Annotated in this window: 7 protein-coding genes and 1 tRNA gene; 7 read left to right on the top strand and 1 reads right to left on the bottom strand. The window is 33.6% G+C overall.

Annotated elements, in window-relative coordinates:
• Nucleotides 1–22: 22 nt before the first annotated feature.
• Nucleotides 23–493, bottom strand: coding sequence for a hypothetical protein (locus FUA24_RS06615; protein ID WP_148540791.1), 471 nt, complete (start codon nt 491–493; stop codon nt 23–25).
• A 289-nt stretch (nt 494–782) separates the two neighbouring features.
• Here FUA24_RS06615 and trxB point away from each other — a divergent pair, with 289 nt between their 5' ends.
• The 7 genes from trxB (at nt 783) to FUA24_RS06580 (ending at nt 13,196) form a co-directional block, all read left to right on the top strand.
• A complete protein-coding gene (gene trxB / locus FUA24_RS06610; protein WP_148540789.1) occupies nt 783–1,763 on the top strand; it encodes a thioredoxin-disulfide reductase in 981 nt (326 codons plus the stop codon).
• A 93-nt stretch (nt 1,764–1,856) separates the two neighbouring features.
• A tRNA-Pro gene (locus tag FUA24_RS06605) sits at nt 1,857–1,931 on the top strand.
• Between the two features lie 353 nt (nt 1,932–2,284).
• Nucleotides 2,285–5,536, top strand: a complete 3,252-nt coding sequence (locus FUA24_RS06600) for a T9SS type B sorting domain-containing protein (RefSeq protein ID WP_148540787.1) — start codon at nt 2,285–2,287, stop codon at nt 5,534–5,536.
• Nucleotides 5,537–5,965: 429 nt separating this feature from the next.
• Nucleotides 5,966–6,520, top strand: coding sequence for an RNA polymerase sigma-70 factor (locus tag FUA24_RS06595; RefSeq protein ID WP_246146971.1), 555 nt, complete (start codon nt 5,966–5,968; stop codon nt 6,518–6,520).
• A 47-nt stretch (nt 6,521–6,567) separates the two neighbouring features.
• On the top strand, nt 6,568–7,716 hold the full coding sequence (locus tag FUA24_RS06590; RefSeq protein WP_148540783.1) for a FecR family protein: 1,149 nt from the start codon (nt 6,568–6,570) through the stop codon (nt 7,714–7,716).
• A gap of 237 nt (nt 7,717–7,953) precedes the next feature.
• Nucleotides 7,954–11,325 carry a SusC/RagA family TonB-linked outer membrane protein gene (locus tag FUA24_RS06585; protein WP_187388194.1) on the top strand — a complete coding sequence of 1,124 codons (3,372 nt, stop codon included), beginning with the start codon at nt 7,954–7,956 and terminating at the stop codon, nt 11,323–11,325.
• 29 nt (nt 11,326–11,354) lie between these two features.
• The gene (locus tag FUA24_RS06580; protein ID WP_148540779.1) at nt 11,355–13,196 is read left to right on the top strand and encodes a RagB/SusD family nutrient uptake outer membrane protein; all 1,842 of its coding nucleotides are present in this window, start codon (nt 11,355–11,357) and stop codon (nt 13,194–13,196) included.
• Nucleotide 13,197 lies beyond the last annotated feature (1 nt).

Here is a 13,197-nt window from a genome sequence, read left to right as displayed (position 1 = left end):
TCTATATATGAACAAAGAGAATTTATTCTAATCTCACGTAGTTTTCAGCAAATACAGGGTGACCTTCATCATCAATTCTAACTTGGCTAAATGTATTATCAGTTAAGGTTAAATTAAAAACAAACGCACTATCATTTGCAATATGAACACTCATAGTTTTAGAACCATAATCCAATATTTCCGTTAGAATATTATCCTTTACATTATAGTTCCCGTAGCCAAACCAGTCAGACGAATCCGAAGGAATAAATCTACACCACATTACTTTAGAGTCTGTAAAAACTTTAATGTGCCTATTTTCTGGAGACGTATGGAATGTGTCTGTAACCGCGCCATCAACATAGTTATAATAACTGGTTCTTTCCCAAGTCCCTACAAGAGAGGGAGCCGTTTCTTCAATAGTGTTCATTGAAATAGCGTCCTTTTTTTCTGTGTTATTACATGAAAAAATTAAAATCAGAAGTGCAGAGATTAAAAAGATATTGTTTTTCATAATGGGAGGTTTTTGGTTTACAACAAGTTACAAAAAAAAGGTGGGTTTTTAAATAATATTTCGGACTGCAAGTTTTTCAAGATGTTGTGCAGTTTAAAAAGGATCCAATGAAATAAATACTAACTTTTGAGGGGTTTTAGTAAAATTTTCGTCTAATAGATATAACACAAGGAGGTATTAATTTAAGCTTATAACTATAATTTATATTTTTATAAAAACTGTTGATAACTTGTGAGTAAGGGTTTGACTAAAAACTCTACTTTTGTTTAAGTAAAAATTAGTTAATATTATGTCTGATACAATAGAAAGAGTTAAATGTTTAATTATTGGTTCTGGACCTGCGGGTTATACTGCGGCTATTTACGCTGCTAGAGCTAATATGGCACCAGTATTATACCAAGGTACACAACCTGGTGGACAATTAACAACAACGAATGAGGTTGAAAATTTCCCAGGATATCCTGAAGGTGTTACAGGTCCGGAAATGATGATGCAGTTACAAGCCCAAGCACAACGTTTCGAAGCAGATATTCGAGATGGTTGGGTAACAAAGGTTGATTTTTCTGGAGATGTTCACAAAGTTTGGGTTAATGACACTAAAGAAATACATGCAGATACTGTTATTATTTCAACAGGGGCGTCTGCCAAGTATTTAGGGTTAGACTCAGAACAAAAATATTTAAAATTAGGAGGCGGTGTTTCCGCTTGTGCTGTCTGTGACGGTTTCTTCTATAGAAACCAAGAAGTAGTTATAGTAGGAGCAGGAGATTCAGCTTGTGAGGAAGCACATTATCTTTCAAAATTATGTAAAAAGGTAACAATGATTGTAAGACGTGATGAATTTAGAGCGTCTAAAATCATGGAAGCTCGAGTAAGAAATACTGAGAATATAGAGATTTTACATAATACAGAAACTGATGAGGTAATAGGTGATGGACAAGTGGTTACTGGTGTTAGAGTCTTTAACAATAAAACAGGAGAAAAACATGAGATTCCTGCTACAGGTTTCTTCGTTGCTATAGGTCATAAACCTAATACTGATATTTTTAAAGACTACATAGATTTAGATGAAACTGGTTACATAATCAATGTGCCAGGAACATCTAAAACTAATGTTGAAGGTGTGTTTGTTTCTGGTGATGCTGCAGATCATGTTTACCGACAAGCTGTAACAGCTGCGGGTACTGGATGTATGGCTGCCTTGGATGCTGAACGTTATTTAGCGGCAAAAGATGCCACTTTTGAAGTATCTACTTCAACCTATAACTAGAAGTTTAATAGAAATTATATAAAGCCAAAGTTTTAATAACTTTGGCTTTTGTTTTTTACGAAAATGTATTTTCTTTGAAAACCATTTTTTAATCGGGACGTGGCGCAGTCCGGTTAGCGTACACGGCTGGGGGCCGTGTGGTCGCAGGTTCAAATCCTGTCGTCCCGACAAACCTAATTCAGGTAAAATTAAAACACTGTTAATTATATGATTATCAGTGTTTTTTTTGTTGGTTTTAAGGAATCTGAAATCAATTTGTTATTTCCTTTTTGAAGACTATTTACCCAATTAAAAGTGTTAAAAAATACGTTTAACAATATTTTTAAAATACGTTTTCTTGTTAAGGTATTAAGTAGTCATGCAAATGTTTTGAATATTTCTTTGACTATAACTTTAGGGGGAAAGACTTTTTAAATTCATTAATTTTTGAAGGAATAACGGTTTGATAAACTAAATATTTGGTAGGTATAATCACATGAATATTTAATATATTTACTTATAATTTCCAGGAATATTTTTATATGTTTAGAGTATTAATTCTTTTTTCTTTCTTTTTATTAAACCATTTATTGTATTCCCAATGTCCTAGTGGAGATGTCTATTTAAATAGTCAAAGTGATGTTGAAAATTTTATTGCAAATTATGGAACTTGCGAAGTTATAAATGGAACTGTATATGTAGGGGATGCTACCGATATTTCCGGGATAACAGCTTTGAAACGAATAGAAGGATCTTTAATAATTAATTATTCTGAAATCACAAGTGTAGCAAACTTTAGCAATTTAGAATTTATAGGTGGTGATTTTGAAATTGACCAAAGTCATTTAATTGAAACTGTTGAAGGAATGAATAAACTTCAGAGAGTAGTTGGCGATTTTACTATCAGCTCAAATAACGGAGGATTGAAAACAATTCAAGGATTCAACCTTTTAGAAATTGTTGAAGGAAAATTTCAAATTTCAGGAAATAATTTATTAGAAACTATTTCTGGTTTTGCTGAGTTATCAAGAGTAGGAGCTTGGTTTATGATAAATGATAATAATTCATTAATAAACTTATCAAAGTTTATTTCTCTTAAAGAAGTTGGTTTAGATACAGTTACAGAAGGAAATTTTGTTATTGAGTCCAATGATTCTTTATTGACAATAGATGGCTTTGATGCATTGGAAACTATAGGTTGGGATTTATCCATAGGTAGTAATTCTCTAATCTCCATTAAAGGTTTTCTTAATTTAAAAAAAGTAACAAGGTTTTTCAATATTTCAACCTATAATGACAGCTATTCGCCTAATTTAAATATGATACCGTTATTTAATTCATTAGAAATAATTGGTGCTGGGTTTAAAATAAGTAAAACAGCTTTAACCGAGCTATCAGGTTTTAGTAAACTGACATCTATCGGTAGTTTAAATACAGTATCGGGGTGGTTCATCTTAAGTGATAATGATGAACTGATTACGATTAACGGATTCAATAATTTAAATCATATTCATGGAGTTGTTCAGATTTATATCAATGATTCATTAGAAAATATTTTAGGGTTTAACCGACTTTCAATTGTTGGGGGATTATTTAGTTTGAGCGGTAATCCTTCTTTAACAACTTTGACAGGGCTAGAAGCACTAACAAAGGTAGCGGGGCCTGGATATGAAAATGACTATGCTTTAATAATTGATGGTAACACTTCTTTAACCGACTGTTCAGCTATATGTAACTTACTTAGCATTAATGGTGTAACGGGTATGGTTAGAATAACTGGCAACCCTTCAAAATGTAGTAGTGAAAAGGAAGTTAGAGATGAATGTATCCCAGATTTTGATAAAGATGGCATTTTAAATGATGATGATTTGGATGATGACAATGATGGTATTTTAGATACTGTTGAGCAAAATGGTGACCCCAATAGGGATTCTGACAATGATAATTATCCTGATCATCAAGATTTAGATAGCGATAATGATGGATGTTTTGATGTTATAGAAGCAGGTTTTATGGATAATGATCAAAATGGAACATTAGGAAATTTGCCAGATAACGTTGATGTTAATGGCTTAATTATTGGTGAACCAGATGGTTATACGACTCCAATAGATAATAATTCTGATAGTATTTATGATTTTCAACAAGCCAATGGCCTGAGTGCAGGGGAAAATGGTAATTTAGAGATTTGTATAAACAGTAATGCTATTAATTTGTTCGATAGTCTTATGGGAGAACCAGATACTGGTGGTGTATGGACTCCAAGTTTAGCAAGCGGAACAGGTGTTTTTGATCCCTCAGTAGATGTTGCAGGAGTTTATACTTATACTGTTACTAATGGAGCTTGTGGTTCAGATACTTCAGAAGTTAATGTAACCGTTGATATCATACCAAATGCGGGTGAAAACACAAGATTGGAGGTTTGTATAAATAAAGGCTCGGTTAATTTATTTGACAGTTTAGTAGGAGCTCCAGATGCAGGAGGTGTATGGGAGCCTAGTTTAACAAGTGGTACAGGAATATTTGATCCTTTAATTGATATAGCAGGAACTTATACATATACCGTTACGAATGGAGTTTGTGGTTCAAATACGGCAGAAGTTGAAGTAACCATTGAAGCTTTACCAAATGCAGGGGGAAATGGCAATTTAGAGATTTGTACAAATAATGGTCCAGTAAATTTACATGATAGTTTAGAAGGTGCTCCAGATTTAGGGGGTATCTGGGCTCCAAGTTTAGCAAGTGGAACAGGTGTTTTTGATCCCTTAGTAGATATTGCAGGAAATTATACCTACACCGTTACTAATGGAGTTTGTGGTTCAGATACTTCAGAAGTTAATGTAACCGTTAATACCATGCCAAATGCAGGGGAAAACGGAAGACTAGAGATTTGTATAAATAGTGATTCGGTTAATTTGTTTGACAGTTTAGTTGGAGCTCCAGATGCAGGAGGCGTTTGGGAGCCTAGTTTAATAAGTGGTACAGGAGTATTTGATCCTTCAATTGATTCAGCAGGAATTTATACCTATACCGTTACTAATGGAGTTTGTGGTTCAGATACTTCAGAAGTTAATGTAACCGTTAATACTACGCCTAATGCAGGAGAAAATGGAAGATTAGAGATTTGTGTAAATAGTGATCCGGTTAGTTTATTTGACAGTTTAGCCGGTGCTCCAGATTCGGGAGGTGTATGGTCTCCTAGCTTAAAAAGCGGTACAGGAGTATTTGACCCTTCAATTGACGTAGCGGGAATTTATACCTACATCGTTGCCAATGGAGTTTGTGGTTCAGATACTTCAGAAGTTGATGTTACCATAACAAATGTAACTCCCATTCCTGATTTTGAAATAAAAACAAAAGAGTTTAGTAGTAACAATAGTATACAAATTATAATTAACTCTAATTTAGAATATGAGTTTTCTTTAAATGGTTTTAATTTTCAGAGAAATAATGTGTTTTATAATTTGGCTGGTGGTGATTATACTATATATGTTCAAGAAATTAACGGGTGTGGAGTTTTGGAAACTACGATTTCCATTTTAGATTATCCTAAATTTTTCACGCCCAATGACGATGGAGTCAATGATACTTGGAAATTAAAAGGAAAATCAAATAAAAACTATTCCATTTATATATATGATAGATATGGAAAACTTTTAAAGAGTTTAATCTCGTCTGAAAGTAGTTGGGACGGAATTTTCAATGGAAAACAGGTTCCGAATGATGATTATTGGTTTAAAGTTGTTTTTGCAGATGGTGTTATAAAAAGTGGTCATTTTACACTAAAAAGATAAGTAATTATCAAAGATAGTAGTTATTGATTTGATGATATTATCAAGATATAGATTAAAGTTTTATATTGAATTGGTGCACTTTTTCTTAATAATATTAGGCTTTTTTTTCGGAACCTTTTTGTCTGTTATCATTTTTTTCTATTTATTTTATTTAAATATTTATTAATTGCCCAAAAAATTGGGTAAAAGTTTTTTATTGGAAAGGTCTTTTTCTAAAGCGATGTAAGATTTTTAAATAGGCAAAACGATTTAATAGTAAATTTTGTTCAAAATCTAGTGAAAAGGTAATTTGTTGTGTATTTTTAACCGTTAATTTTCATTTGTTAATACCAAAAAAAACTATATTAGTAGTCTCAACTAACTAGACAATAACTAAATATAGTTCTGAAAAGATATAATCTACATATTGAATCAGACAAATTCACTTGTTTGCTTGTAAAAGGAGATGAACTGGCTCATGAGGCCTTATTTCGTCTTTATTATGGGAAGCTTTTGCACATTTCTAAAGGATATCTTGGAAATGTGGAGGATGCCGAAGGCGTTGTGCAAAACGTGTTTTTAAAAGTTTGGGAAAAGAAAGATAACTTCGGGAAAGTTAAAAACATCAGTAATTATCTTCACACAATTACAAAAAACGCTTGTTTAGATTTTTTAAGGCATAGAAAAGTACGAAATACCTTTTCTGATAACTATTATAAAGAAAAAATTGCCATTCAAAGTCAATTTATTGAAAATGAAGCAGCTTCTTCAATTATAGAATCAGAACTTGAAGAACGCATTAATCAAGCAATTAATTCTCTACCAGAAAAATGTAAAAAGGTATTCATTAAGAGTAGGTTTGAGGGGTTAAAACATGCAGAAATTGCGGATACATTGCAAATTTCTAAAAGAACTGTGGAGAACCACATTTCCAATGCTTTACAGCATATGAGGCTTCATTTAAAAGAGTATATTTCCATTTTAATAATTTTTTTTCGAATTTAATTTAGGTGTAGTTTAAGAGTTAATCGTCTATATAGTACTAACTAACTATGGAGACAGCTAAAATCTTAAAATACATTAAGGGTGCTGCTTCTTTTTCTGAGGTAAAAGAGGTTGAGCATTGGATTAATTCTTCTCAAAAGAATTTAAATGAGTTTAATCGTTTAAAGGCAGAATATATTGCTTCTACTTTTGATGAAACTCTTAATGCCGCCGATACCGATAGCGCATTTAATGTCTACAAGAAAAATACTAGTAAAAAAGCCTTTTCAACTTCTTCGTTTGCTAAATATGCCGCTATTCTCATAATAGCACTTGGAACTGGTTTTTCATATTACATATATAATAAAGAGGTGCCAGTTGAAATTGCCACACCTAAAGATGCAATTATTTTAGAATTAGAAAATGGAGAGACTAAGATAATAGAAGAAGGAGCTTCATTTTTATTAGCGGATGATAAGGGTGATGCTTTTGGAGAACAAGATGGGAATACATTAAAATATAATAGTAAATCATCTAAAGTAGATAAACTTGTTTATAACACGTTAACCGTTCCTTATGGTAAGCGCTTTGATATAGTACTTTCCGATAATACAAAAGTTACACTGAACGCTGGAACATCTTTAAAATATCCAGTAAAATTTTTAAAGGGTAAAAAGAGAGAGGTTTTTATTAATGGAGAAGCCTTTTTTGATGTAGCAGAAGATAAAAAACATCCATTTGTTGTTAATGCAAAGGATGTAAATGTAAGAGTTCTGGGTACAAAATTTAATGTATCATCTTATCCAGAAGACCTCAATGCCGAGACTGTTTTGGTTGAAGGTTCTGTTAGTCTTTATAAAGAAGAAGTTTATGAACCTGCAAAAGCAACACTGTTAACTCCAGGGCACTTAGCTTCCATGAATAAAGAGGATAAGGCTATATCTATTGAGAAAGTAGATGTGTCTTTGTACACCTCTTGGATAAGCGGTACAGTAAGTTTTAAGCACGAGTTGTTTAAAAATATAGTAAAGAAATTAGAAAGACAATATGATGTTGTTATCGAGTGTAATAATAATCAATTAAACGAGACATTTTTTACTGCAAGTTTTGATAATGTTTCCATCGATTATATCCTACAAACATTTGAAAGCAATTTCAATATTCAATATACCACCACAAAAACAACAAACAATAAAACAACAATAACTATCAACTAACTAAAACTAAATAAACTATGACATAGACGAAAACTACACTATTTAACAAATTATTCAACTTGATTGCGATGTTTATTTGCGCTCTTATATGCAAATAAAAAAACCGGAAAATGCTGCCACATTTACCCGGTTTAAGACGTGATTAATTAATAACCAACGTAAAGAACTATAAAAATAATGAAAAACCTTGTTATTCAAAGGGAATCTATTCTCTTTTTGTTACAACGCAATTTAAAAATGAAATTTACTGCACTATTTTTAATTGTTACCTTGTTTCAAACTCACGCTAATGGACCTTCTACTTCAGAAGATGTAAGGGTCACTATAAACCTAAAAAATGTGAGTTTAGAAAAGGTGCTGAATCGGATAGAAAGTATAACCGATTTTAAATTCGTTTATAAAGATGACGATGTGAACTATAATAAGCGGGTAAGTGTAAAAGCAAACAAAAAGCCGCTTATAAAAGTACTAGACCAGTTGTTTTATGATACCGATATTAAATACAGTGTGTCTAATAAACAAATAGTACTTAAACCAAGACCAATAATTGAGCCTGTAAAAGTAGAAACACCTAAACCGGTTGAGCAAACAAAGTTTCAAGTAACCGGAACTGTTTTTGATGAATATGGACAACCTTTACCAGGAGCAAATGTTCTTGAAAAAGGAACAACAAATGGAGCGCAAACAGATTTTGATGGTAAATTTACCATTAGGGTTAATAACGAAAATGCCACTTTAGTGGTGTCATATCTTGGTTTTGATCCAAAAGAAGTACCAGTTAATGGACAAGCAAATGTTCAAATAACTTTAAAAGAAAATTTAGCTGAGTTAGATGAAGTAGTGGTAGTTGGATACGGTACTCAGAAAAAGGAAACAGTTGTAGGATCCGTAACCCAAGCAAAGGGAGAAGAAATTCTTAGAGCTGGTTCTGTAGCTACAGTATCTGAAGCACTTACAGGGATAATGCCTGGTGTATCTACTCAACAAGCTGCAGGTCAGCCAGGTTCTACAGCTTCTACGATCTTAATTAGAGGTCAGTCTACATTTGGAGGCTCTGGTAACCAACCTTTATTTATTGTAGATGGTGTTGAAAGAGATTTTAATGATTTAGATCCAAATGAAATCGAATCTATTTCCGTGTTAAAAGATGCATCTGCCACTGCGGTATTTGGTGTTAAGGCGGCAAATGGGGTAGTTGTTGTAACAACTAAAAGAGGTAAAGCTGGTGAAACTAAGGTGAACTTTTTTAGTAGCTGGGGTTTAAAAGAACCTACAATGGATACCGATTATTATGCCGATTTTGCTACTACACTAGAAGCGTATAATGAAGCAGCAATGAATGATAGAGCCTATGGCTTACTATATTCTCAAAGTGAGATTGATATGTGGAGAGATCCAAATAGAGATAGAGACTTTTATAGTTATACTACTTGGATTGAGGAATTATTAAAAACGGGTGTTAACTCGCAGTACAACGTAAATGTTTCTGGTGGTAACGACTTTGTAACGTATTTCTCTTCTTTAGGATATCAGTTTGATGGTGATATTTTTGATTTTGAAAAGCAAAAAGATTTTGACCCAAGAACATATCAAAGAAAATTCACTTGGCGTTCTAATTTAGATTTCAATTTTAGTAAATCTACTAAGTTTAAAGTTGGCTTATCAGGTAACTTTAAGACTATTAATAAAAACTCTTTAACGCGATTAACTAATAATGGTATAACTACCGGAGGAGGTAATACATTTGCTCGTATTTGGCAAACGCCTTTAATTGGACCACAACCAATTTTACCAGACGGTAGATTAACTACGGAAGAAGGAGCGGTAGTAAATCCAAACTTCTATAAAGGAGAAAGAGAAGGACAATGGAGAGACCGTTCAACTACATTGTATACAGACTTTACCTTAGTTCAAAACCTTACTAAAGATTTAAGAGTACAAGGTAGACTTTCATATAATTACTTTCAAGAATACGGAAATAACAACGGATTAATTAGACAAAATGTTTTGTACTATTATCCTAATGAAGATTTAACAGGTTTTATTCAAGATGGAGATCCAGACGCTATTGCTGGCCCACCAACGGTTAATGCAGAAAATATTACTGGTTCTAGTAATAGTTTGTATTATGAACTTAGAGTGAATTATGATAAAAGTTTTGGAGATCATGATATTGGGGCTATGGGACTTTTTAGTAGAAGAAGAGCTCAAAGTGGAACGAACTTCCCTCGTTTTGAAGAAAGTTGGGTTGGTAGAGCTACTTATGCCTATAAATCAAAATATTTATTAGAGTTTAATGGTGCTTATAATGGTAATGAAAACTGGGCACCAGGATTACGTTACGGGTTCTTTCCATCTTTAGCAGGTGGTTGGGTTGTGTCTAGAGAAGATTGGTTTAAGGAGAATGTAAAATTTATGAACTTCTTAAAACTTAGATACTCTTATGGAGAAATTGGATCTGATAAAGGAATTGGAAACAACCGATTCTTATATATCTCTCAATACGATGGAAGATCTGGTGGTACAGCACAATTATTCTTTGGAGATCCTTTAATTAATTATGGAAACTTATTTTTAGAAGGAAGACCTGCTGTTCCTGGTAATACTTGGGAAACTGCAGTTAAACAAGATTTAGCTGTGGAAATGGGATTATTCAACAATAAGTTACAATCTACAATTGAGTTTTTCCAAGAAAATCGTAAAGATATTTTAATACAAAGAAATACTGTAGCGCCTTGGTTTGGAGCAGTTACGCCTTTTGCAAATATTGGTGAAACTAAAAACCATGGTGTAGACATTGAGTTACGATGGAATCATAAAGTAAGTGAGAATTTTGAGTATTTCCTAAGAGGTAACATGTCTATAAGTGAGAGCCGTATTGTAGCTCAAGATGATGCACCATCAACCGCGCCACAGCAGCGTAATGAAGGTAAGCCAATTGGTTGGACTGCCGGTTTACTTAATGATGGTATTTACCAATCATGGGATGAGGTATATAACAGTCCAACATCAGGATATGCTCCAGATGACACGCTTATTCCTGGTAACTTAAGTTATGTAGATTACAATGCAGATGGTATTATTAGTGACTTAGATAGAGTGCCAATCAATAATCCTCAATTTGCTACAAAGACATTTGCTTTCACAGTTGGTTTTAAATACAAAGGAGTTTCTGTAAATGCCTTATTTAATGGTATGTGGGATATTTCAAAAAACCTTGCTGAATCATATATGTATGAGTGGGCAGGAGCAGGTATGTTAGGTTTCCAATTATTAAACAATGAGCAAAGAGATGCTTGGAGTTTTGATAATCCAGATGGTGTTCACCCTGCATTACGTACTCAAAATACTGGTCATGACAGACCTTTAAGTACTTATACCAATAGAGCCGCAGATTTCTTAAGATTTAAGACTTTAGAAGTTAAATATCAATTGGGTAAAAAAGCTAAAGATGCTATTGGCTTTTTCGACTCGTTTGAAATATTTGTTAATGGTAACAACCTAGCAACTTGGTCAGATTTACCAAGCCATTTTGATCCAGAGCAAAATCAATTGATAGTGTATCCTATTACAAAAAGATATAACCTAGGGGTTAGATTATCTTTTTAGGAATTAATAATCAAAAAAAGCATAATATTATGAAAAGATATTTTAAAATATTACTACTACTTACAGTAGTTTCTACGGTTTCTCTTTCATGTGAAGAGTATTTAGACGTTAGTCCAGAGTTGGGAATTAGTACGGAAGAAGTTTTTACTGATTATTTTTCAACAAGAGGGGCATTAGATAGAGCTACAAGGTTAATACATAACTATGTATATAATGATACAGACTGGTCTAGTGAGATAGGATGTATGTCTGATGAAATGCAAATTTCTAGAACACAATTTCCAGTACATTGGGCAATGAATACAGGAAACTGGTTAGATTCAGGCTTTAGAGATTTAGGAGGTATGACGTATGATAATGTTGGAGCAGAGTTTAATGGAAATGATATTCCTGCAGAACCGGTTTCAAAGGCTTTTGTTGCCATTAGAGCAGTAAACAATGTTTTAGCAAATATTGATAAGTTAGAAGAGTTTCCTACTGAATTAGGTTACACAGCACAAGAGTTAAAAGATCAAATAGTTGGGCAGGCTCATTTTTTAAGAGCATGGCACTACTTCACTATTGTTAAGAGGTACGGTCCTTTTCCTATTATGAATGAGGTTTACGACCCATCTACAGACTTTGATCAACCAAGACCAACATGGCTTGAAGGAGCTGATTGGATGGTTTCAGATTTGGATATAGCTATTAACCTTTTACCAGTTCAATGGAATGATCAAAACAAAGGAAGGGTAACAAAAACTTCGGCTAGAGCAGCAAAGGCTATGGTGCTTTTATATGCATCAAGTCCTTTAATGAATCCAGACTTAAATCCATTTGGATCTTCTTCAAAACAGTATAACACAACATATGCAGAAAGAGCGGCAGCAGCTGCTGCAGAGGCTATTAATGGTTTCCCTGCTGGAGGATATGAAATGTTTACAATGGCAGAGTATACTGAAAACTGGAGAAGTAGAACAAGTGGCTTCCCAAAAGAAGCTATAATTCAAGCGCCATTATCTCAAGGAACAGATCCTAATGGTTCAGGAAGAGCAGGTCAAGGATGGTTTTTACCACAATTTGCAGGAGGATGGTTGGCAGAAAATCAACCTACTCAGAATGCAGTGGACTGGTTTGAAACTATAGATGGATATGATGTAAACGATCCAGAAGCTGTGACAAGCGGTAGCTTTGATCCAAGTGATCCATATAGCAATAGAGATCCTCGTTTAAGAGCAAGTGTATCTGTACATGGAGATGATTTATATCCTGGACTACCAAATCCAAGACCAGGTGCTGCTAGAACACTTAACGCACTTCCAGGAGGATGGCACTACAATTACGAGAACAATAGGAATAAAATTTGGGCTGGTTACTATAGTAAGAAACATAAATGGCCAGGTTGTAACAAATGGCATAGAGCTAGAGGTTGGTTTAGAATGTTTCCGCATATAAGAGTACCACAATTGTACTTAGATTTTGCAGAAGCAGCTAATGAAGCTTATGGGCCAAATGGTGCAGTTCCAGGATCTTCCTTAACAGCAGTAGAAGCAATAAACATTGTTAGAGCTAGAGCAAATATGCCACCAGTTTTAGCTAAGTATACTACAGATAAAGAAACGTTTAAACAACGTATTTACAATGAAAGAGCCGTAGAGCTTTATCACGAACAACACAGATGGTTTGATATTAGAAGATGGAAGATTGCCAAAGAAGTTTTTGCTAATGGCATTTGGGGAGCAGACATAAAGATGGTAAATGGACAGGTTGTATATGATAAAAAGCCTATGGAAGGCGCCTTAAGGGTCTTTGAAGACAAACATTATTGGTATCCATTCCCAACTAGGGTAATGAATATTATGACACAGTTTGAACAAAACCCAGGGTGGTAAA

This window comes from Seonamhaeicola marinus (assembly GCF_008085455.1).
The sequence above is the reverse complement of the archived record's forward strand: the minus strand, read 5'-3'. Positions and strand labels throughout refer to the sequence as shown.

Coding starts and splice junctions, on each gene's coding strand:
- FUA24_RS06615 (WP_148540791.1), bottom strand. CDS start 493: ATGAAAAACAATATCTTTTTAATCTCTGCACTTCTGATTTTAATTTTT.
- trxB (WP_148540789.1), top strand. CDS start 783: ATGTCTGATACAATAGAAAGAGTTAAATGTTTAATTATTGGTTCTGGA.
- FUA24_RS06600 (WP_148540787.1), top strand. CDS start 2,285: ATGTTTAGAGTATTAATTCTTTTTTCTTTCTTTTTATTAAACCATTTA.
- FUA24_RS06590 (WP_148540783.1), top strand. CDS start 6,568: ATGGAGACAGCTAAAATCTTAAAATACATTAAGGGTGCTGCTTCTTTT.
- FUA24_RS06585 (WP_187388194.1), top strand. CDS start 7,954: ATGAAATTTACTGCACTATTTTTAATTGTTACCTTGTTTCAAACTCAC.
- FUA24_RS06580 (WP_148540779.1), top strand. CDS start 11,355: ATGAAAAGATATTTTAAAATATTACTACTACTTACAGTAGTTTCTACG.